The sequence below is a fragment of the Mesorhizobium sp. BHbdii genome (genome assembly GCF_053848045.1).
This window is the reverse complement of the sequence record NZ_JBSPKX010000001.1, coordinates 476,767-496,431: the sequence shown is the minus strand read 5'-3', so window position 1 is coordinate 496,431 and position 19,665 is coordinate 476,767. Positions and strand designations below refer to the sequence as shown.

Here is a 19,665-nt window from a genome sequence, read left to right as displayed (position 1 = left end):
ATGGGGGAAAGCCATGCCGATCGACAGGGTACGACGCAAGCTTGTGAACGGCTTCGCCTGCACCGCGGTCAGCGCCGCGATGCTGCCCTGTTGCCTCGGGCGGGCCGCTCTCGCCGCGGCCGGCCTTGAATTCAAGCTCAGGAAAATCGCCGACGGCGTCTTCGCTTTCCGGGGCGTCGATGAATTGATGAGCGCCGCCAACCAGGGCGCGATCTCGAACCTGGGCGTCGTCGTCGGCACCGACGCTGTTGCCGTCATCGACAGCGGCGGCAGCCTGATCGAGGCGAACGCCTTCATCGCGGCGATCGGCAAAATAACCGCCAGGCCGGTCCGCTACCTGATCAACACCCACATGCACCCCGACCACATCTTCGGCAATGCGGCATTCCGGGAGATCGGCGCGACCATCGTCGGCCATCGCAATCTGCCGCGCGCGCTCGAGGCACGCGGCGCGTTCTACCTGCAAAACTTCCGCGAACAGATCGGCGACGCGCTCATGAAAGGGGTCGAGATCATACCGCCGACGATGCTGGTCGATGATCGCCTGCAGCTCGACCTCGGTGGACGCGTGCTCGAATTGCAGGCATGGAAAGCGGCTCACACCGACAACGACCTAACCGTCTTCGACAGCGCGACCCGCACGCTGTTTGCCGGCGATCTCGTTTTCATAGGTTCCTTGCCGACGCTCGACGGATCGCTGCTCGGTTGGCTTCGCCAGATGGATGCGCTCGCCGCAATCGGCGCCGTGCGCGCCGTTCCGGGTCATGGCCCGGTGCCGGCCGACTGGCCGGAGGCGCTGACGGCGGAGCGGCGCTATTTCGAAGTTCTGGCGCGCGATATTCGCAAGGCGATCGTCGACGGGACGCCGCTCAGCGAGGCAGTCAAGACCGCCGGCGCAAGCGAACGGGGCAATTGGCATATGTTCGACGACTACAACGAGCGCAATGCAACGGCCGCCTTTGCCGAAGTCGAATGGGAATAGATCACACCGACAAGCGTTGGACGGGATGAAGTGGATCGATTTGCCAAGGCATCGTCAAAGGCCTATCCTCGACATCGGCCTGGGCACCACCTCTCTGACATTGGTGGAGGCATCGAAATGCAGAACCACTCTTACCGGAGCCGGCAGCTCGCCTTGCCGCTCGCAGCCATCTTTGCCGCGATCATCCTGGCCGTCGGCGCGCTCTTTGGCTCCTCCGGAGCCGCCCACGCGCAACAAACAGCCGCGTCTTCGGACAGGATCTGGCTGGATTTGAAAGGCGACGTGTTCGGCGATCGGGCAATTCTGATCGATACCGGCGTCGTCAGGGTCGAGGCGCCGAAGCGGGCGCAGGATGCCGCCATCGTGCCTGTCGACATCTACATCGACCCGGCCAAGGCACCCGACGGCATCAAATCCGTCACCTTGATCATCGACGTCAATCCGGCACCGGTGGCGGCGACGTTCCAGATCGGCAAGGACGCCGGCGTGACGCATCTGTCGACGCGCGTGCGCGTCAACGACTATTCCTATCTGCGTGCCATAGCAGAAACCCAGAGCGGTGAACTTCACATGGCTCAGACCTTCGTCAAGGCGTCAGGCGGATGCTCGGCCCCGGCGGTCAAGAACCAGGACGAGGCGATGGCGACAATGGGGCAGATGAAGCTGCGCCAGTTCCCGCCGCAAGAGACGATGACAAAGGCGCAGGAATTGCAGCTGATGATCCGCCACCCGAACAATTCGGGCCTGCAGCGGAACCCGCTGACCCAGTACTTCATCCCCGCGCATTTCGTTCAGAAATTGTCGATCTCGCAAGCAGACCGGCCGATCCTCTCGATGGAAGGCGGAATATCGATTTCGGAAGATCCCAATTTCCGGTTCGATTTCACGGCGCATGGCACTGCCCAAATCCAGGTCGAAGCGATCGATACGGACGGCAAGGTGTTTCGCGATCAATGGCCACTGGAGGCTACAGGACTCTGAAGCCTCGATACCGTATGCAGCGGTTGTCTCCCGCCGTCGGCGCTCCTACACGGTCTAAAAGCAGCGCACGTCGGCTTCCGCCTGCGCGCGCTTCAGTTCCGTGCTTGCGGCTTTTGCCGGCGCGCTTTCGCGAAACAGTCCCGAACGCTCCCCTGTCGTCAGGGACATGCTCTTGAAGGTCTCGGCCCTTTCATAATCCTCGAACGGAAGGATCGAGGCGATGACGTCGATCGAGCAGGAACAGCTTTCCAGCGCCTGACGTGTCCGGCCATTCGTCTGCATGCAGCCGAGCACATAGTCGACAACTGTCGTTGTTGGATAATCTCCGGCGGCACCGGCCGGATTGGCGAAGGCCAGCAACAGCGGCAAGGTCGACAAGCCGACATATCTGAGCATGGGGAACCTTCCGATTGGCGCGGACATGATAGATCGAGCCCGATGGGTCGAGCCCAATGGGTCGAGCCCATGGATCGAGACAGGATCACCGCACCAGTTGGCCTCGTGCCATCACCCCCGTCAAGTTCTCTTGCTGGCCATATAGTACCAAAGGAGCAAGGCCGTGCCGGCCGACAAAAGGCCTCCCAGACAGCACGATCATCCGCTGTGAATCGTGGTGCTGACCTTCATTTCATGTCTCCTTCACTATCGGCACCCGGAGCGACGGGCGCATACTTAACGTCACACGAACCAATGAATATTCATAAATAAAAATCAATACATTCCGCCAAAAAAATACGCAAAATTGGGGAAGTTATATAAATCCAGCCTCGTTCACAGTCGATCAATAGCTTTCTGTATGGATTTTTTCATATCTATTTCTCTATATTGCAGTGCAACATAGCCAGAAGTGATTTTTCTTGCCTTCCGCCTGGGGATGACATAGCTTCATCCTGTTTCCGGCTTCAAGGGCGTCACCGTCATTAGGGAGCGGCGACAGTCTTTCGTAGGCCAAGTGGGATGGGCAGTAACGGTGCCCTCTGCTCATTCGGCTTAGGTCGTGACACGCTGCCGGAAATACTTCCCCCACATGAATCGCTTGGGCAAGCCCTCGTGGGCTCGACGGACGATTCGTCATTGTGAACCCTGGGAGGACTTTGATGCGTGTACTTGCGAAAACTGCCTACCTACTAACGACCGCGGCGCTCATGTCGTTCGGCGCGGTCCACATGACGTCGGCCAATGAAGAACTGATGAAAATGGCCGAAAATCCCAAGGACTGGGTGATGCAGACGGGTGACTACGCCAACACCCGCTTTTCCAAACTTAACCAGATCACCAAGGACAATGTGAAGAACCTGCAGGTCAAGTGGAGCTTCTCCACTGGCGTGTTGCGCGGCCATGAAGGCGGGCCGTTGATCATCGGCGACGTGATGTATGTCCACGCGCCGTTCCCGAACACAGTCTATGCTCTCGATCTCAACAATGACGGAAAGATCCTCTGGAAATACGAGCCCAAGCAAGACCCCAATGTCATTGGGATCATGTGCTGCGACACGGTCAATCGTGGCGTCGCCTATGGCGACGGCAAGATCATTCTCAACCAGGCTGACACCACCGTCGTCGCGCTCGATGCCAAGACCGGCAAGGTTGTCTGGTCGGTCAAGAACGGCGAGCAGACCGACGGCGGAAAGGGCGAATCCGGTACGTCAGCGCCTGTGGTCGTCAAGGACAAGGTGCTCGTCGGCGTCTCCGGCGCTGAATTCGGCGTTCGGGGCTGGCTGGCTGCCTACAATCTGGCAGACGGCAAGCTCGCCTGGAAAGCCTATTCGGAAGGTCCGGACGCAGACACCCTGATCGATCCCGAAAAGACCACCCATCTCGGCAAACCTGTCGGAAAGGATTCCGGCACGAACACCTGGGAAGGCGAACAGTGGAAGACAGGCGGCGGCACGACATGGGGATGGTATTCCTATGATCCCAAGCTGAACCTGGTTTACTATGGTACCGGCAATCCCTCGACATGGAACCCGGTGCAGCGCCCAGGCGACAATCGCTGGTCGATGACAATAATGGCTCGCGATGCGGATACTGGTGTTGCCAAATGGCTCTACCAGATGACCCCGCATGACGAGTGGGACTTTGACGGCATCAACGAGATGATTCTCGTCGACGGCATGGAGGTCAACGGTGCCAAGCGCGACGTGCTGGTGCATTTCGACCGCAACGGCTTTGCCTACACCATGGATCGCGCCACTGGCGAACTTCTCGTCGCCAAGAAATACGATCCGGCAGTGAACTGGGCGACGGAAGTCAACATGGACCCCAGCAGCGACCAGTATGGCCGCCCGCAGGTCGTGGCCAAATATTCGACCCAGCAGAACGGCGAAGACACCAACACGACGGGCATCTGCCCGGCGGCGCTTGGAACCAAGGACCAGCAACCGGCGGCCTATTCGCCGAAGACCGGCCTGTTCTACGTGCCGACAAACCATGTCTGCATGGACTATGAGCCTTATAAGGTGAGCTACACTGCCGGCCAGCCTTACGTGGGCGCCACCGTGTCGATGTATCCTCCCCCTGGAGAAGACCACATGGGCAACTTCATTGCCTGGGATGCTGCCAAGGGCGAGATCGTCTGGTCGAAGCCCGAGAAGTTCTCGGTGTGGTCGGGCGCGCTGGCAACCGACGGCGATGTCGTATTCTACGGCACGCTCGAGGGCTACATCAAGGCGGTCGATCATGACGGCAATGAACTCTACAAGTTCAAGACCCCGTCCGGCATCATCGGCAACATCACGGCCTACGAGCATGACGGCAAGCAGTACATCGCCGTTCTGTCCGGCGTCGGCGGATGGGCCGGTATTGGTCTGGCAGGCGGACTGCTTTCGCCTGATAATGCCGCTGCCTGGCATGGCGCCGTCGATCAGGGCCGTGAGCAAGGCGACGAGACCGCGGTCGTTGGGACTGCTGGTCTGGGCGCGGTCGGTGGCTACGCAGCACTTGCCGACTATACGACGCTAGGCGGCCAGCTCACCGTCTTCGGTCTCCCGGACTGATACACGGGAACCTAAGGCACGCCTCGGGGTCTTGTGAGAAGACCAAGGCTTGAAAAGCGAGAGCCCGGATCACCGGGAAGCCAGGACCGGGCTCTCAATTTCGCCGCGCACTCCAACATCGATCAATGCCGCTTCACGACAGCAAGACCGTGTGCAGGCGAAATGAAGGAAGAGTCTGAATGTCCGTTCGCCTTGTAATTTCCGTTCTCGCTCTGGCTCTGCTGCCGCTGGCAAGTTCAAGTCTCGCGCAGGCCTCGGACAGCGCGGAAAAAGCCAAGGTGGCGACGGAAGAGGACGGCAAGTATTTCGACGCGGAGGGAAATCCGACCTACAAAATCGAAAACGGAACCGTCGATTGGTACACATTCAGCGGTTACCGCCGGTATCACTCCGATTGCCATGTTTGTCACGGACCGGACGGCACAGGTTCGAGCTATGCGCCGGCCCTGGTCAACAGCCTGAAAACCATGGATTACGGCACGTTTCTCTCGATCGTCGCCGAAGGCCGCAAGAATGTCGGCGGCGGCAAGGAGAACGTCATGCCAGCCTTTGGCGACAATAAGAACGTCTATTGCTACATGGATGATCTCTACGTCTATCTGCGTGCCCGCGCCGACGGTGCGGCGCCCCGCGGCAGGCCGCCGAAGAAAGCAGACAAGCCACAGGCAGCGAAGGATGCAGAAGCATCCTGTATGGGTGGATGATATGATTGACAGTGATGCGTTGAAGCTGCGCTTTGTCCTGCCGATGCTCGGCGCACTCGCCTTGCTGACTTCGAACGCCCAGGCGCAGGACGCCGGCCTTGGTGCCGCGGGAGAACTGGTCGACCCCGACATTCTGCGCGTCTGCGCCGATCCTTCGAACATGCCTTTCACCGACGAGAGCGGCGAAGGCTTCGAAAACAGGCTGGCCGAACTGGTTGCCGCGAAAACCGGCCGCAAGTCCGTCGCCTATACATGGTTTCCTGTTGTCGCTGGCTTCGTGCGCAACACGCTGGCGGCCAACCGATGCGACATCATCATGGGTTACGCTCAGGGCGATGAGCTGGTGCAGAACACCAACGCCTACTATCGCTCCTCCTATGTGCTGGTGCACCCGAAGGGCAACGGCATGGAAGGCGTCGAGACAATCGAGGATCCGAAACTCACCGGCAAGAAGATCGGTGTCGTCGAAAGCACGCCGCCGACTGCCAATATGGCCGCCAACAAGCTCTTGCGAACGGCAAAAATCTATCCGCTGGCGGTGGATACGCGCCTCACCCCTTCCATGGGGGAAGTCATGATCAAGGACATGCTTGCCGGCAAGATCGATGCGGCTGTCATGTGGGGACCGATGGCAGGCTACTATGCCAAGGAACTCGGCGCCGATCTCACGATTGTTCCGCTGGTGAAGGAAAAAACCGGCTCGCGCATGTCCTACCGCATCACCATGGGCGTGCGTCCATCCGACCAAGAATGGAAGCGGACGCTCAACCGGGTGATCAGGGAAAACCAGGCGGAGATCAACAGGATCCTGCTGGACTACAATGTGCCGCTGATCGACGAACACGATAATCCGATCACGCAATGACGAAACCGGTATGAAGGGAAAGGAGACGATTTTGCTGGTCGCTGCGGGCCTTCTGGGTCTGACCTCACCGATGTGGGCTGGCGATGTCGCCGAGCCCGGCGGCTACCGGATGAACGATTATCGGGCGCCGGTGCCGCAGACGCTGCGGGGCGCAAGCGTGGTGACGACGACAGAGGCGGAGGCGCTGTGGCGGGAGAAGAGGGCGGTGTTCTTCGACGTCATGCCGAACACGCCGAAGCCGGCTAATTTGCCGGCAGGAACGATTTGGAGAGACACGATCAGAAAGGACATCCCGGGCAGCACCTGGCTGGCCAATGTCGGTTACGGCGCTATCTCCGAGGAGACCGCCAACTATTTTCGCCAAGGCCTCGCGGCCGAAGCCGGTGCCGACAAGTCGCGCGCGATTTTGTTCTACTGCATGACGAATTGCTGGATGTCGTGGAATGCCGCGAAACGGGCAGTCGAGTGGGGCTACAGCTCGGTGATCTGGTATCCGCCCGGCGCCGATGGATGGGAACGTGCAAACCTTCCGCTGGAGGAGAGGAAGCCTTACGTGATCAGCAATTGAGCATGAGCATATTGTTACTTTCGATCGTCTTGTTTTTCGAGTTTTCAGAACCTACCGTTTCATTTGTCCATTTTGAGAGCTGATGGACGAGCCATTGCAATGGTGCCCAGCAATGGTTGACTGAGAAAAGGATCGGCCCCTTCGGGCTGGTAGAAGAGGAGAAATGCCATGAAGAAGAGCTGGACGAAACCGACCATGTGCCAGGTTGCTGCGGGCTTCGAAATTTCGCGGTATCTGCCTGCTGAAATTCCTCCCAAGAAGTAGGCCGCAGAGGTGCGTGTCCCCGGCAACGGGGGCACGCACTGCCTTGCCGCGCGAGGTTTTCGGGAAAGGCTTTGGCGCGTTCGATACGGGCGCGAAGCCATTCGCGGTCGAAAAGTTGCTGTTGGTTGAGTGAGCCGCAGAGCGGGCATTGCAATGCGCTTGAAAATCATCGGCTCGGCGGCAGGCGGCGGCTTTCCGCAATGGAATTGCAACCATCGCCTGAGCCGCGCGGCTCGCACCGGGATGGCCGGCGTGCATTCGCGAACCCAATCAAGCATCGCCGCGTCAGTGGATGGGGCCGGCTGGGTGCTCTTCAACGCCTCGCCCGATATTCGCCAGCAGATTGCGCAAACGCCTGAATTGCAGCCCGCGCACGATGCCCCGCTGCGTTCGACACCTATTCGTGCGGTGGTGCTGACCAATGCCGATGTCGACCATGTCGCCGGCCTGCTTAGCTTGCGTGAGCGGCAGCCCTTCGCCATCTACGCAACGACAAAGGTTCTGGCAACGCTGGAGGCGAATTCGATTTTCAATGTTCTCGATCCGACGCTCGTGCCGCGACGCATCTTGCCGCCGGCGGAAGAACTGGCGATCTGCGATGCAAACGGCAACGACACCGGCGTGATTGTCGAGAGCTTTCCGGTGCCCGGAAAGATAGCGCTCTATCTTGAGGAAAGAGGCCAGCCGGATGCCCATTTCAGCTCCGAGTCCGGAGACACGATCGGCGTCCGTATCGCCGGTACCGGCAGTCGCGGCTCCGTCTTCTATATCCCGGGCTGCGCGCGCATCGATGCGACCCTGCGCACGCTTCTAGCCGATGCCGCCTGCCTCCTGTTCGACGGCACGGTCTACACGGACGACGAGATGATTGCTGCCGGCGTCGGCCAAAAAACCGGGGCGCGCATGGGGCATCTGGCAATGTCGGGAGACGCGGGTTCGATCGCCGGCTTAGCCGATGTAAGGATCGGCCGCCGTGTCTTCGTCCACATCAACAACACCAACCCCGTTCTGGACGAGAATTCCGCCGAACACGCAGCGGTCAAAGCGGCCGGCTGGGAAGTCGCCGGCGACGGGATGGAGATGGAATTTTGAGTGATTTCCACGACGCGGCCAGGAACGGCCTGTCCTTCAGCGAGCTCGAAGCCGTGCTGCGTCAGGTCGGTGCCGAGCGCTATCACAACCGCCATCCTTTCCATCACAGGATGACCAGTGGTGCGCTGTCGAGGACCGAGATGCAGGCCTGGGCGCTGAACCGCTACTGCTACCAGGCTGTCATCCCGCGCAAGGATGCCATGATTCTCGCAAATGCCGAGGACCCGGCGTTTCGCGCCGCCTGGCGCAAACGCATCGAGGACCATGATGGCGAGGACGGCTGGAGCGGCGGTATCGCGCGCTGGCTGCATCTGGCGACCTCGCTCGGCCTCGACGCCGATGCGGTGAAGAGCGAAAGGCTGGCGCTGCCGGCGACACGTTTCGCGGTCGGCGCTTACCTCTCCTTTTGCACGAACCGGACGCTGTTCGAGGCTGTCGCGTCGTCGCTGACCGAGATGTTTTCGCCGCTCATCATCGGCGAGCGGGTGCCGGCGATGCTGGCCAAATACGATTACATCACCGAGGATACGCTTGCCTACTTCACCCGACGGCCCGAACAGGCCTCGCGCGACGCCGACTTTGCCCTCGCCTACGTGCTCAGCCATGCCGACACGGCGGAGCGCCAGCAGCAGGCGATCGATGCGCTGGTGTTCAAATGCGATATACTCTGGGCCATGCTCGACGCGCTTCAACACGCTTATGCCGAGCCTGGAAACATCCCGCCCGGCGCCTTCCGTCCGGAGACAGCCCGATGATGGCGCTGCGCGAAAGAGCTTTGGTGTCGTCACGATCGGTGCCTTCGCTGCCGAAGCACGTGCGCATACAGTACGATCCCGTGCGGCAGGCGTTCGCCGTGCTTTCGCCGGAAAAAGTATTTTGGCCGAACGACATCAGCCTCGACATATTGCGCCGCTGCGATGGACGGTCCACGGTCGGCCACATCATTGCCGGCCTTGCCGCGGATTATGACGCCGAACAGGAGGCCGTGGCGGCCGACGTCGTCGCCTTCCTGCAGGAATGGTCGGACAAGCTGCTGGTGAAGCTATGAGCGGGCCCCTTCTCCCTCCGATCGGCATGCTTGCGGAACTGACGCATCGCTGCCCGCTGCAATGCCCTTATTGCTCCAATCCGCTCGAATTGCTGAAGGCCAATCGCGAACTCGATACACAGACCTGGCTCGACCTGTTCTCGCAGGCCGCCGATCTCGGCGTTCTCCAGGTGCATCTGTCGGGCGGCGAACCGACGCTGCGCCGCGACCTCGAGCAATTGATCGCCGGGCTTTCGGCGCGCGGCGTCTACACCAACCTGATCACCGCCGGCGTCGGCATTGCCGAAGGCCGCATCGAGGCGTTTGCCGAAGCCGGGCTCGACCATCTGCAGCTGAGCTTCCAAGGCGCACGTCCGGCGACCACCGACCGCATCGGCAACCACAAAGGCGGCCACGAAAAGAAGCTGGAGACGGCGCGCCGCGCTCGCGCGGCCGGCCTGCCGCTTACCATCAACGCACCGATCCATCGTCACAACATCGAGGAGGTGCCGGAATTCATCGATCTGGCCCTCTCGCTGGGCGCGGAGCGGCTCGAGATCGCCAACGTGCAGTACGCCGGCTGGGCGCTGACCAATCGCGATCAACTGATGCCCGAGCGTGCTGCGGTCGACCGGCAGGCGGAGATCGTCGCGGCGGCGCGCGAACGGCTCACCGGCATCATGAACATCGATTTCGTCACGCCGGATTATTTCGCTATCTATCCCAAGCCGTGCATGGGCGGCTGGGCGCGCGACGCGTTCATGGTGACGCCGGACGGCGCCGTGCTGCCATGCCATGCCGCACAGACCATCCCGTCGCTCAGTTTTGAGCGTTTCGGACCGCGCAGCTTGGCCGAGATCTGGACGGATTCGCCGGCATTCAACGCCTTTCGCGGCACCGACTGGATGCAGCAGCCCTGCCGCAGCTGCGAGCGGCGTGAGATCGACTGGGGCGGCTGCCGCTGCCAGGCGATGGCGATCGCCGGCGATGCCGCCGCAACGGACCCGGCTTGCGCGAAATCGCCGATCCATGCGCGCATGGCAATGCTGATCGACGAAGCCCAGCGTGCTGCGGCAGTTCCTTCGAATGACGAACAATTCGTCTACCGGCGGATCGGCGTCGTGACCGAGCCCGCCTGACGCGCGCTCTTCTATTCCACCGTCTCGCGCTCGCGCACCGCGTCGGCGAAAGCCAGTGCATCGCGATTGACCCCGACATTGTGCACGCGAAAGATCGAAGCGCCCTTCAGCCGCAAGATGACGCTGGTCGCCGCTGTGCCGACGTCTCGCCCCTCGTCGCTTCCGCCGACCAGGTGACGGGCAAGACGCTTGCGTGACGTGCCGACCAGCAATGGAAAACCGAGAGCGCGCAATTCACCGAAGCGAGCCATAAGCTCAAGGTTTTCCTCTCCGTCCTTGGCGAAGGCGAAGCCCGGGTCCAACACGATCCGGTCGTCCGGGATGCCGGCGTCGCGCGCGATCTCCAGCGATCTGTTCAGAAACAGGAACTGGTCGGCGATCACATCCGCCAGTTTTTCGCGGCCGCGCCCGGTGTGCATTATGACGAGGCCGGCCCCGGTTTCCGCCGCGACATGCGCGATGTCGGGCTCGCGCTGCAGGCCATGCACGTCGTTGACGATATGTGCGCCCGCAGCGACCGCCAGGCGCGCCGTCTCGGCCCGATAGGTGTCGACCGAAACGAGGGTGCCGCCGTCGGACGACAGCGCCTCGATGACCGGGAGGATGCGCGATTGTTCCTCGCGCGCCGAAACGGCGCCGGCTCCGGGCCGGGTGGATTCGCCGCCGACATCGATGATCGCCGCGCCCTCGCCGATCATGCGCCGCGCCTGCTGGAGCGCCGGCTCCGGCCGATCGAATTCCCCCCCGTCGGAAAAACTGTCCGGCGTAACGTTCAAAATCCCCATCAACAACGATTTCGCGCCAATGTCGAGATGCCGTCCATGAGCAAGGTGCCAGCGCGTCATGCATCAACCTTCCGGCATACTAAAAGCCATTCGCGACACGATTGTCACTCACACGAGTCCGGTTTCCCCATCTACCTATGCTCGCGAAACAAAAAGGAGCCTCGAAATGACCAAGGAAACGATCAGCTTTACTTACACGACCTATATTGTCTCGACACCGGGAAAGGTGTTTGAGGCAATAACGAAACCGGACCTCGCACGGCACTACTGGGGCCACGAGAACGTCTCTGACTGGAAGCCGAGTTCAAGATGGGAACATATCCGCGCCAATGATGAACGGACCGTCGAACTCGTCGGCAAGGTCGTCGAGGTCTCCCCGCCGACCCGTCTCGTCATCACCTGGGCAAACGCTTCGCAGGCATCTGATCCGGCGAGCTACAGCCGGGTGACCTTCGAGCTCGAGGAATACGAGGCCATGGTCCGCTGACCGTCACCCATGACGAACTCGAAGCCGGCAGCGGGATGGCGAACGGCATCAAGCGCGGTTGGCCGATCGTCCTCTCCAGCCTGAAATCCTTCCTCGAAACGGGTCAGGTGATCGATGTCTTCGCCAAGCCGCGCGCGTCCGAACTGGCGGCCTGAACCCGGGAACTAGGAGCCGAGCAGATGAGCACTCTCTACACCGGCGGATGCGCGTGCGGCGCGGTCCGCTACGAGGCAAAGGCAGCCCCGATCTTCGAAAACCACTGCCAATGCCGCGATTGCCAGAAAAGAAGCGGCACCGGCCACCAATCCTATCTGACGTTTCCGTCGCGGGCAGACGTGAAGATCACCGGCACGGCGACGGACTGGCGCATTGCGGGTGACAGCGGCAACGATAACATCCATTCGTTCTGCCCCGTCTGCGGAACGCCGGTCTACCTGACATTCGCCGCCATGCCGGAGCCGATCGCGGTTTATGCCGGAAGTCTCGACGATCCGGGCCGGTTCAATCCGACCGTTGTGACCTACGGCAGCCGCGCCCTCCCCTGGGACAAGATGGATACCGCGCTGAAGACGTTCGAGAAGATGCCGCCAGGCTAACCGGCCCGGCGGCAAGGCCGACGCGCTGGGAAATCGGGAAGGCACGGCAGCAGAAAGGAAAATAGTGCACTGTTACCGCAATTCGCGGTTGTGCCGATGACACTCACCGCTCAACGATTGCCGTACTCGTCATGGCGGCGCCACCACGCCTGGGGGAACTCGAGCCCGTTCTCGTTCCTTCCCCAAGGAGCCAAGTCGAGGAAACGGTAGACCCCCATAAACACCTCGGTGCCACGGGCGTAGGTGGAGTAGGTGTGGTAGACGGCACCGTCCTGGAGCGCGAAGACGCTCATTCCCTCCTTCTGCGGCTCGGCCCTGTCGACATGCTGATAGTTGTAGTCGGCGCCGTCTCTCTGCTGCTCTTCGGTGAAGGCGGCGCCGAAGTCGTATTTGAAATCGCTCGCGAGCGACGAAACCCACGGGAAACGCCAGCCCATTTGCTGCTTGTAATCCTGGAGCTCCTGCAACGGGGCGATCGATTCGCAAACGAGGGTAATGTCGCGGCCGTTCAAGTGGGGGATGACGCAGTCGAAGTGATCGGCGATCAAGGAGCATCCGGTGCATCCTCGGCGCTCATCGGTGAGCCGGTATCCGTAGCCGAACATGAAATGATAGACGAAGAGTTGCGAGCGCCCTTGGAAGAGGTCGGCGAGCGAGGCGCTTCCCTCCTCGGTCTCCAATAGATACTCCTTATCGATCCGAACCCACGGCAGCTCCTGTCGCTGTCGCGCCAGCTCGTCGCTCTGCCGCATGAGCCGTTTCTCCGCCTCGAGCAGTGCGAGCCGCGCCCCGAGCCATTCCTCGCGTGTTCCGGTCTTGTGTTTCGTCATCGCTCCTGTCTCCTTCCTCGGGGTTTCCTTTCCTTTCTCGAAGCAACTTGTTGCGTCAGGAGATAAACTAACGCCGGAGGCGAAACATGGTAGCTAGATGTGGGGCGGGTTTCCGATGGACTCCCTGATCACGGATGCCAATGATGTCACCTTGGCCTTCGAAGAATACAAGCTGGAAATGGATAGCGCTCCCGCTCGAACACCTCTGCTCGATGCGTTGCGGACCGCAGGCTGAAAAAGAAGGACGGAGTCACAAGGCGAGGTGCTGATGTTCCCTCGCGGCGGGCATTTGCTGCTTGAGACGCACGCCGAACCCGGCGCCCTCCCTCTTGATGGAGTTCATCAAGCGAACACAGGGGGAGCGGCGACAACACCTACAACGGCCAGCCCATGTCGACCCGAAGATCCTGCAGCCCGCCATGTCCGCTGATAACCGAGCAGCTGTCGACAACAAAACCTCGACTTTCTCACGCGCCTGTGGGCCGTGTGGAACCTGCGCCAAACTCGTGAGTTCCAGATAACGCCCAATCCGTCCGGCGCTTTGGCTGATCTTCGACCTCGAGCTCAGCCAGCCTGGCATGGCATCGCCGCTCTTGCGAGTTGACGCTGGCCATCCAGCGTCCCGAGACGCCGACAATGAAACGCCAAAGATGAACGAGAAAGAAGCAGCGGAAATTGAGCGCAACGAGATGTCGCGAACCCTGATTGTCATTGGTTTGATTATAGTCGCCACAGGCCTATTGTGGCCCTGGTTGTCTCGAATCGGTCTGGGCAGACTGCCTGGCGACATCGTGATCGAACGTGAGAACTTTACGTTTTATGCTCCGATCGGCACCGGAATATTGATCAGCATCGTTCTCTCTTTTGTTCTGTGGCTACTCAATCGGTAACGAGTCCGGCGAGCCTGCGTCTCCGGAGGGAACGGACGACGCGGGGAGCAACCCGATCTGGCAGCAATAGCGATTGCGCCTTATCTCGGCGAAGGCGGTTTTTCCGCTGCTCGGCAACAGAAACTCTTGAATAGGACACGGCTTTCACCAATTCGATTTTGCTGGGCGAGTCACCCGGCGGTACAGACGGCGGGACCTATACAGTCCCTCGTCTACTTCGGAGGATGCGGCTGTGAGCGCGAGATTCTGTACGAGATACGTGCGTTGTCAGGGAGGCCTGAAATGCGCCGGGATTATCGCGACTGGGATGCTGTGATGCTTTGGTCGGGTATCGGATTCATTCTGATCCTATGGTCCACGTCGATTCTCAAGGCCCTAACCGAGTGATTCAGAAAAGGGCGGGTCCTTGGCCGCCTCCTATGTTGAATTCGTATTGGCAGAAGCAGCCGCACTTCGCAGATCCGCACTCGTGACCTATGGTATCCGGGCCCTCCCTTGGGACAAGATTGATACCGCGCTGAAGACGTTCGAGAAGATGCCGCAAGGCTAACCGGCCCGGCGGCAGGGCGGACGCGCACTATCTTCAGGAGGCGGATCTGCACCCACGACGGCATTACGGATCGAAGGCACGGCAGGCAGAAAGGAAAATAGTGCACTGTCACCGCAATTCGCGGTTGTGCCTATGACACTCAGCGATTGCCGTACTCGTCATGGCGGCGCCACCATGCCTGGGGGAATTCGAGCCCGTTCTCGTTCCTTCCCCACGGAGCCAGGTCGCATCTGACCGGCTGTGCATGATCTGCGACCACGAAGCCGCTGATATCGCCAGCGTTCGGAATGTCCAGCACGAGGCTGAAGCCAGGTTTGAGCGGCTGCCGATGTGCTGGGCGAGCCGTGAGATCCAGTCGTCAGGCTAGTGCGGGTGAAAGTTGTGTCGGAACCTAGCCAGCAGGCAACCGCTTATCTCTAGATCGAAGTGCGCCTCGCCGAATGTAGCGTCCAGGCGTGCCACCGTGGAGGCGATGGGCCAATCTTCCATGACCGTGATGGACGCAAGTGAGGGAGGCGGCGGCCCGGTCCTGTTAGCGCTTATAGATGCAGCGGTTGGCGATTGAGCAGCATGGAATCGCCGAATTCATGCGTGCGGTATCGGTACGCGGTGAAGGCTGCGGAGGCCTTGGCGAGCAGAGCATCGTCGGCAAAGGCACGCAGGAGCTCGAAATGGCTTTCGCCGGGCTGGTGGACGCCTGTGAGAACAGCATCGACCACGTGAAGCCGCGTGTCCCGCGCGATGCGCCCTGTCGCAATGGCATTTTCGGCACGCACATTCCCGTCGGGATTGGCGGCCGCCTCAAGCGCGCGCACCACACTCGTGCCGATCGCGATGATGCGGCCGCCGCGGAGCTTCGCCCGCGCAACCTGCGCCGCGGTGCGCTCAGGGATGCGGTACGGCTCGTCGAAAGGGAGGCGCAGGTCGAGCGCGGGATCGCCGGTGGAGGAAACGCCCGCGGCATGCGTGACTGTTGCGAAGCCGACGCCGCGCCGACGCCAGGCTTGGAGCGTGCGCCAGTCGAGTGCAAAGCCTGCCGATGGCGCCTCGAACGCGACCGGCCCGGCGGCAATCTTCGTCCAGACATCCCACAGGGCCAGCGGTTCGGGAACATGCGCGTATTGGATCGGCCGGCCGTGCCGCGCCAGGCCTGCAAGCACCGCTGCGCGGTTGCCTGGGAAGCGCAGCTCGACAAGGCGAGGATAGTCGAGAAGGCGCTCTACGACGGCTTCAAGCGGGCCGAGCTGGAGGCGATCGCTTGGTGACAGCGGAGGCGGCGGCAGCCGGTCTTCCGTGCGCGTGCGATGATCGCCCGTGCCGAAGGCAATCGCCACGAAGCGGGTTGGATCGGGAAGTGACAGCCAGCCTGCCAGGCGGATCTCGATCGCTTCGTCGCTGGGGACATGCATGCCGTGCAAGCTGGCAGGCAAGGTCGCGGCGTCATTGGCGACGACCAGATCGCCGGGATCGAATAGCGTCGCGAGCACAGCGCGCGGCAGGTCGCCCATCGTGCCGTCGGCCTTGACGACGAACAGTCTTGCGGGGCGCCGGTCGGGACGGTCGGCGGCAATCATTTGTGTGTCCCGGCGAGAATCGTTGCGCGGACCGGCAACGCGTCGAGCGTCTTTTCGATGATTTCGGCAGCAGCCACTTCGGGGCGCTTCAATGTCGACTGATCGGCCTCAGGAAGCGCCAGCGCGTGCAGCGGGGTGTCCATATCGCCGGGGTCGAGCGCGAGGAGCCGGATGCCGTCGGCTTTCGCCTCCTCGTCCCAAATCCCCGTGAGATGGGCAAGAGCAGCCTTGCTCACGCCATACGCGCCCCAGCCGGGATAGGCGTTCACCGCTGCGTCGCTGGAGATGTTGATCACCAGCGCGCCACGGTCCTCGCGTGCGGACGCGGCAAGCGCACCGAACAGGGCTTTCGTTAGCCGGAACGCGCCGACGAGATTGACCGCGAGCGCTTTTTCCAGCTCCTCGCACTCGGTGTCTGCAAGGAGCGCCAGAGGAACAGGGCCGAGGCTCGACGCATTGTTGATCAGGACGTCGAGCCCGCCGAGGCTCGCGGTGACTTGCAACGCGATCGGGTAGATGTCTTCCTTCTTGCCAACGTCGCCGACAATCCCGTGCGCGCCCGTCTCGTCGGCGATGCGTTCGACGTTCGCAGTGGTGCGGGCAACGAAGGCGACGGACGCACCCTGCTCGGCTAGCTGCCGCACAAGCGCCAGTCCGAGGCCGGACGTGCCGCCCGTGACCGCCACGCGAAGTCCCTGAAGATCGATATTCGTCTGCATTGCCGATGCTCCTTCAATCTGCACGCTGTTGCTACAAGTTCAAGTTAACTTGAAGTCAAGCGGGAATCGTGCTTTCGTTCACGCATGGATTCCATGCTGACCATCACCGACGTGGCGCGGCGCAGCGGCGTCGCCTCTTCGGCCCTGCGTTTCTACGAGGAGCGCGGGCTGATCGCTTCCGAGCGGGCCGGCTCGGGGCATAGACGCTATCCGCGCTCGGTGCTGCGCCGGATCGCCTTCATCGTCTTCGCGCAGCGAATTGGGCTGACGCTTGAGGAGATTGGCGCCGAGCTCGCCAAGTTGCCAGCCGATCGCGTGCCGTCACGTCGGGATTGGTCGCGTTTGTCGGGCCGGTGGACCAAGCGCATCGACCAGCGCATCGCCGAGTTGCAGCGTCTGAGGTCCGGGCTTACCGAGTGCATCGGTTGCGGCTGCCTGTCGATCGACCGGTGTAGCCTTGCGAACCCTGCCGATATGGCAGGTCGCAAGGGGCCGGGGCCGAGGTATTGGCTGGGATAAGTTGGCGTCGTGCCTGTCACTATTGCAGGCTCGACACCGCAAGACTTCGCCGAGTGCGAGACGCTGTGACCCGGTAACGGCTCCCGCGAGCGGCGAACGCACTCGTCGCGGCGAGCACATCTCGGCGCGTGATGATCACGCTCGGGCAGGTTTGTTACTGACGCGCGGGTTCAGAGCAGCTTGTCCGGCGCAGTTCGCGGATGCGTTTGAATTACGGTGACAGTGCACTTTTTGTCGTGCTCGGTGGCAAAAGCCGGCCTTATTGATGTCCGGTGCGCCAGGATGTCGAGCTTCTTCCTTGTCGCTGATAGCGATGTCTGGAAGGATCGACGAGGACGTTGCCAAGGCGCAACAGGTCTGACAGCGCGGCGCGAAGTTGCAGAATTACGGTCCTAACGCCAGACCAAGCGTTTGGCGCGCCTCGTTGACGGTGGCCACACGCCGGCCAAGCCTCTCGACTGAGGCCGCCGCGAGTTCGACGAGCTCCGCGTTGCTGCGCGCCAGGCGTTCCTTGGTGATCCTGATATTATTCTCAAGTCCGGTACGCACTGCGTCTGCTCCGCGTGCCAACGCCCAGTTCATCACGATCGTTTGGTTGCGGCCTATTCCGGCCGCCGTCCAGGTAGACTGTGGAAACAGGAATTTCGCTTCCCTGAGGAGCACGTCGAGCAATCTCTCCTCCGCAGGCAGTGCGTTTTGCACGCCCATGACAAACTGGATGTGCGGGCGTTCACCTTTAAGTCCCCCGTCGGCCAGCCGCTTGGCTTGGCGCCTCCTAACAGCCTTCCGCCTTCAGCGAACGTACCATGCGGACTACAATGGGATCGTAGGGGATCTTCTCGTTGCGGCTATAATTGATGGTGAACAGGGCGGCGCGGTCCCGGCAGACTCTGATTGCCCGCACATACCGGATTTGGCCGTCCTTAACACCGGAGTAGCTGGCCAATTCCGGCGTCACCCGACGATAGGTCAATTGCCAGCCGTTCTTCTCGTCCTCGACCATGCGATGCTCGATCTCGGTCCGAAAACTCACCTTAGCGAGCCGCGCGCCCCAGACAGCAAGAAACGCGTCGTTTTTGCCCTCAAACGCTGCTCCCTCATCCGAACGCTGCGTCAGCACAAACCGGGTGGAACATCGAACGCGAAGCCGAAGTGCCTGAAGCCAATGGGCAGCCATGTCTGAGCATGGAGCAACGCGGTGGAGATCATGATGAAGCTTAGAATGAGCGGGAAACGTGTGACTTGTCTCATTAGCGTGGCCTCGATTATGGCCGGTAGCCCGCGCCAATCTTCAGGCGCGGGCCGGCGGAGAGCCAGCTATCCGCGGCTACTTGCCGGTGGCCGGCGGACTAAGTTTCAAACCGGATTGACCGATCTTCGTTCCATGACGATCTTGGAATATTAGCCGTATCTTCAGCAGTTGATCGCAACTCCGACCAAGGCCTGGAGGTCGACGTGTGCTTGCAGCCGGGCTCTAAGCCGTCGCAGTCAAGGCACGCAGTTCGACCTCACCAGCAACGTACCGTATTTCGCCCAAAGGTGCTCGCACTGCTGTGTTCTCAAAGCTTGGAAATCATGGCGGAGCGAACGTCCAACATCGACGCGTTCGCGACAATCTGAATTGCTGCCCCTGGCGGTGATCGATCGCAGCTTCTTTCTTGTTCACCGTGTCAAACACGCCAAGGATCCGCGTTTCGTCATTGCGTGAGGCCAACTCTGAAATCATCGGGGACCTGAGCCAAATCCGACCCATTGGTCGACCATTCCCCGTGAGGTCCCTTGCCAAGCAGCGGCGCGTCGCGACAGCGACGGCATCAGTAGTCGCTGCGGCCCGCGGGTGGGTCGTCTTGGAGGTGATCAGCATCACCTCTACGTGCCGTGGCCGTCAAGCCGGAACGGAACTGCCGCAACCTGCCTGATCGGTTTACCCTTCTTCGCCCCGCGGACGATCCGCTTTTCCTTGACCATCAAATCGTGAATCTCATTGAGGATGCGCCTGACGTAACATCGAGGGTCCATTGCGGGAGGATCTATGGGCAGCCCTGTTCCGCCGCTACCGACTCGATTTGCAAATTGGCACAAAAGCTCCCAATCTGG

At 61.1% G+C, this 19,665-nt stretch carries 21 protein-coding genes and 1 pseudogene; 14 read left to right on the top strand and 8 right to left on the bottom strand.

From position 1 onward, the window contains the following. Window positions 1–13: 13 nt before the first annotated feature. Together ACWTU8_RS02375 and ACWTU8_RS02370 are read left to right on the top strand one after the other, a co-directional pair. Window positions 14–982, top strand: coding sequence for a quinoprotein relay system zinc metallohydrolase 2 (locus tag ACWTU8_RS02375; protein WP_455846879.1), 969 nt, complete (start codon window positions 14–16; stop codon window positions 980–982). A 117-nt stretch (window positions 983–1,099) separates the two neighbouring features. Continuing rightward, window positions 1,100–1,963 carry a quinoprotein dehydrogenase-associated SoxYZ-like carrier gene (locus ACWTU8_RS02370; protein ID WP_455846878.1) on the top strand — a complete coding sequence of 288 codons (864 nt, stop codon included), beginning with the start codon at window positions 1,100–1,102 and terminating at the stop codon, window positions 1,961–1,963. A 54-nt stretch (window positions 1,964–2,017) separates the two neighbouring features. Here the strand turns inward: ACWTU8_RS02370 and ACWTU8_RS02365 are convergent, their stop codons facing one another. Then, window positions 2,018–2,359 carry a hypothetical protein gene (locus tag ACWTU8_RS02365; RefSeq protein WP_455846877.1) on the bottom strand — a complete coding sequence of 114 codons (342 nt, stop codon included), beginning with the start codon at window positions 2,357–2,359 and terminating at the stop codon, window positions 2,018–2,020. A 701-nt stretch (window positions 2,360–3,060) separates the two neighbouring features. Between ACWTU8_RS02365 and ACWTU8_RS02360 the strand changes: the two genes are divergently transcribed. The 4 genes from ACWTU8_RS02360 (at window position 3,061) to ACWTU8_RS02345 (ending at window position 7,096) form a co-directional block, all read left to right on the top strand. Next, a complete protein-coding gene (locus ACWTU8_RS02360; protein WP_455846876.1) occupies window positions 3,061–4,959 on the top strand; it encodes a methanol/ethanol family PQQ-dependent dehydrogenase in 1,899 nt (632 codons plus the stop codon). Between the two features lie 179 nt (window positions 4,960–5,138). Beyond that, the gene (locus tag ACWTU8_RS02355; protein ID WP_455846875.1) at window positions 5,139–5,663 is read left to right on the top strand and encodes a c-type cytochrome, methanol metabolism-related; all 525 of its coding nucleotides are present in this window, start codon (window positions 5,139–5,141) and stop codon (window positions 5,661–5,663) included. Between the two features lies 1 nt (window position 5,664). Continuing rightward, on the top strand, window positions 5,665–6,528 hold the full coding sequence (locus ACWTU8_RS02350) for a quinoprotein dehydrogenase-associated putative ABC transporter substrate-binding protein (protein ID WP_455846874.1): 864 nt from the start codon (window positions 5,665–5,667) through the stop codon (window positions 6,526–6,528). Window positions 6,529–6,538: 10 nt separating this feature from the next. Beyond that, window positions 6,539–7,096, top strand: coding sequence for a PQQ-dependent catabolism-associated CXXCW motif protein (locus ACWTU8_RS02345; RefSeq protein ID WP_455846873.1), 558 nt, complete (start codon window positions 6,539–6,541; stop codon window positions 7,094–7,096). 59 nt (window positions 7,097–7,155) lie between these two features. On the opposite strand, the gene ACWTU8_RS02340 is transcribed toward ACWTU8_RS02345, so the two are convergent. Next, window positions 7,156–7,293, bottom strand: a complete 138-nt coding sequence (locus ACWTU8_RS02340; RefSeq protein WP_164547143.1) for a hypothetical protein — start codon at window positions 7,291–7,293, stop codon at window positions 7,156–7,158. Window positions 7,294–7,513: 220 nt separating this feature from the next. Here ACWTU8_RS02340 and pqqB point away from each other — a divergent pair, with 220 nt between their 5' ends. Genes pqqB through pqqE form a run of 4 tightly spaced genes read left to right on the top strand, consistent with a single transcriptional unit; the run spans window position 7,514 to window position 10,618 of the window. After that, window positions 7,514–8,452 carry a pyrroloquinoline quinone biosynthesis protein PqqB gene (pqqB, locus tag ACWTU8_RS02335; protein WP_455846872.1) on the top strand — a complete coding sequence of 313 codons (939 nt, stop codon included), beginning with the start codon at window positions 7,514–7,516 and terminating at the stop codon, window positions 8,450–8,452. Beyond that, window positions 8,449–9,207: a pyrroloquinoline-quinone synthase PqqC gene (gene pqqC, locus ACWTU8_RS02330; protein WP_095518906.1), complete on the top strand. Its 759-nt coding sequence runs from the start codon at window positions 8,449–8,451 to the stop codon at window positions 9,205–9,207. The genes pqqB and pqqC overlap by 4 nt, the downstream gene beginning before the upstream one ends. After that, a complete protein-coding gene (gene pqqD / locus ACWTU8_RS02325) occupies window positions 9,204–9,500 on the top strand; it encodes a pyrroloquinoline quinone biosynthesis peptide chaperone PqqD (RefSeq protein WP_029350308.1) in 297 nt (98 codons plus the stop codon). The genes pqqC and pqqD overlap by 4 nt, the downstream gene beginning before the upstream one ends. After that, the gene (gene pqqE, locus ACWTU8_RS02320; protein WP_455846871.1) at window positions 9,497–10,618 is read left to right on the top strand and encodes a pyrroloquinoline quinone biosynthesis protein PqqE; all 1,122 of its coding nucleotides are present in this window, start codon (window positions 9,497–9,499) and stop codon (window positions 10,616–10,618) included. The genes pqqD and pqqE overlap by 4 nt, the downstream gene beginning before the upstream one ends. 11 nt (window positions 10,619–10,629) lie before the next feature. On the opposite strand, the gene folP is transcribed toward pqqE, so the two are convergent. After that, complete coding sequence (gene folP, locus ACWTU8_RS02315; RefSeq protein ID WP_455846870.1) at window positions 10,630–11,463, bottom strand: dihydropteroate synthase; 834 nt, start codon at window positions 11,461–11,463, stop codon at window positions 10,630–10,632. Between the two features lie 106 nt (window positions 11,464–11,569). On the opposite strand from folP, the gene ACWTU8_RS02310 reads away from it, so the two are divergent. Beyond that, window positions 11,570–11,890 carry an SRPBCC domain-containing protein gene (locus tag ACWTU8_RS02310; RefSeq protein WP_455846869.1) on the top strand — a complete coding sequence of 107 codons (321 nt, stop codon included), beginning with the start codon at window positions 11,570–11,572 and terminating at the stop codon, window positions 11,888–11,890. Between the two features lie 179 nt (window positions 11,891–12,069). Next, complete coding sequence (locus ACWTU8_RS02305; RefSeq protein ID WP_455846868.1) at window positions 12,070–12,486, top strand: GFA family protein; 417 nt, start codon at window positions 12,070–12,072, stop codon at window positions 12,484–12,486. A gap of 110 nt (window positions 12,487–12,596) precedes the next feature. Here ACWTU8_RS02305 and ACWTU8_RS02300 read toward each other — a convergent pair whose 3' ends face one another. Next, entirely contained in the window at window positions 12,597–13,316 is a 720-nt protein-coding gene (locus ACWTU8_RS02300; RefSeq protein WP_455846867.1) for a DUF899 domain-containing protein, read from the bottom strand. A gap of 650 nt (window positions 13,317–13,966) precedes the next feature. On the opposite strand from ACWTU8_RS02300, the gene ACWTU8_RS02295 reads away from it, so the two are divergent. After that, window positions 13,967–14,206 carry a DUF2905 domain-containing protein gene (locus tag ACWTU8_RS02295; RefSeq protein WP_342586922.1) on the top strand — a complete coding sequence of 80 codons (240 nt, stop codon included), beginning with the start codon at window positions 13,967–13,969 and terminating at the stop codon, window positions 14,204–14,206. A 1,089-nt stretch (window positions 14,207–15,295) separates the two neighbouring features. Here the strand turns inward: ACWTU8_RS02295 and ACWTU8_RS02290 are convergent. Both ACWTU8_RS02290 and ACWTU8_RS02285 read right to left on the bottom strand, forming a co-directional pair. After that, on the bottom strand, window positions 15,296–16,330 hold the full coding sequence (locus ACWTU8_RS02290; RefSeq protein WP_455846866.1) for an S-adenosylmethionine:tRNA ribosyltransferase-isomerase: 1,035 nt from the start codon (window positions 16,328–16,330) through the stop codon (window positions 15,296–15,298). Next, window positions 16,327–17,049, bottom strand: coding sequence for an SDR family NAD(P)-dependent oxidoreductase (locus ACWTU8_RS02285; RefSeq protein ID WP_455846865.1), 723 nt, complete (start codon window positions 17,047–17,049; stop codon window positions 16,327–16,329). The genes ACWTU8_RS02290 and ACWTU8_RS02285 overlap by 4 nt, the downstream gene beginning before the upstream one ends. An 84-nt stretch (window positions 17,050–17,133) precedes the next feature. Between ACWTU8_RS02285 and soxR the strand changes: the two genes are divergently transcribed. Next, window positions 17,134–17,568: a redox-sensitive transcriptional activator SoxR gene (soxR, locus tag ACWTU8_RS02280; protein ID WP_258123707.1), complete on the top strand. Its 435-nt coding sequence runs from the start codon at window positions 17,134–17,136 to the stop codon at window positions 17,566–17,568. A 384-nt stretch (window positions 17,569–17,952) separates the two neighbouring features. Here soxR and ACWTU8_RS02275 read toward each other — a convergent pair. Continuing rightward, a pseudogene (locus tag ACWTU8_RS02275) lies at window positions 17,953–18,333 on the bottom strand (3-keto-5-aminohexanoate cleavage protein); the annotation flags it as partial. 10 nt (window positions 18,334–18,343) lie between these two features. Then, complete coding sequence (locus ACWTU8_RS02270) at window positions 18,344–18,601, bottom strand: hypothetical protein (RefSeq protein WP_455846864.1); 258 nt, start codon at window positions 18,599–18,601, stop codon at window positions 18,344–18,346. Window positions 18,602–19,665: the final 1,064 nt, after the last annotated feature.

Bases quoted from the DNA above. Each gene is read 5' to 3' on its own strand.
- ACWTU8_RS02375 (WP_455846879.1), top strand. From the start codon at position 14: ATGCCGATCGACAGGGTACGACGCAAGCTTGTGAACGGCTTCGCCTGC.
- ACWTU8_RS02370 (WP_455846878.1), top strand. From the start codon at position 1,100: ATGCAGAACCACTCTTACCGGAGCCGGCAGCTCGCCTTGCCGCTCGCA.
- ACWTU8_RS02365 (WP_455846877.1), bottom strand. From the start codon at position 2,359: ATGCTCAGATATGTCGGCTTGTCGACCTTGCCGCTGTTGCTGGCCTTC.
- ACWTU8_RS02360 (WP_455846876.1), top strand. From the start codon at position 3,061: ATGCGTGTACTTGCGAAAACTGCCTACCTACTAACGACCGCGGCGCTC.
- ACWTU8_RS02355 (WP_455846875.1), top strand. From the start codon at position 5,139: ATGTCCGTTCGCCTTGTAATTTCCGTTCTCGCTCTGGCTCTGCTGCCG.
- ACWTU8_RS02350 (WP_455846874.1), top strand. From the start codon at position 5,665: ATGATTGACAGTGATGCGTTGAAGCTGCGCTTTGTCCTGCCGATGCTC.
- ACWTU8_RS02345 (WP_455846873.1), top strand. From the start codon at position 6,539: ATGAAGGGAAAGGAGACGATTTTGCTGGTCGCTGCGGGCCTTCTGGGT.
- ACWTU8_RS02340 (WP_164547143.1), bottom strand. From the start codon at position 7,293: ATGGTCGGTTTCGTCCAGCTCTTCTTCATGGCATTTCTCCTCTTCTAC.
- pqqB (WP_455846872.1), top strand. From the start codon at position 7,514: ATGCGCTTGAAAATCATCGGCTCGGCGGCAGGCGGCGGCTTTCCGCAA.
- pqqD (WP_029350308.1), top strand. From the start codon at position 9,204: ATGATGGCGCTGCGCGAAAGAGCTTTGGTGTCGTCACGATCGGTGCCT.
- pqqE (WP_455846871.1), top strand. From the start codon at position 9,497: ATGAGCGGGCCCCTTCTCCCTCCGATCGGCATGCTTGCGGAACTGACG.
- folP (WP_455846870.1), bottom strand. From the start codon at position 11,463: ATGACGCGCTGGCACCTTGCTCATGGACGGCATCTCGACATTGGCGCG.
- ACWTU8_RS02310 (WP_455846869.1), top strand. From the start codon at position 11,570: ATGACCAAGGAAACGATCAGCTTTACTTACACGACCTATATTGTCTCG.
- ACWTU8_RS02305 (WP_455846868.1), top strand. From the start codon at position 12,070: ATGAGCACTCTCTACACCGGCGGATGCGCGTGCGGCGCGGTCCGCTAC.
- ACWTU8_RS02300 (WP_455846867.1), bottom strand. From the start codon at position 13,316: ATGACGAAACACAAGACCGGAACACGCGAGGAATGGCTCGGGGCGCGG.
- ACWTU8_RS02295 (WP_342586922.1), top strand. From the start codon at position 13,967: ATGAACGAGAAAGAAGCAGCGGAAATTGAGCGCAACGAGATGTCGCGA.
- ACWTU8_RS02290 (WP_455846866.1), bottom strand. From the start codon at position 16,330: ATGATTGCCGCCGACCGTCCCGACCGGCGCCCCGCAAGACTGTTCGTC.
- ACWTU8_RS02285 (WP_455846865.1), bottom strand. From the start codon at position 17,049: ATGCAGACGAATATCGATCTTCAGGGACTTCGCGTGGCGGTCACGGGC.
- soxR (WP_258123707.1), top strand. From the start codon at position 17,134: ATGGATTCCATGCTGACCATCACCGACGTGGCGCGGCGCAGCGGCGTC.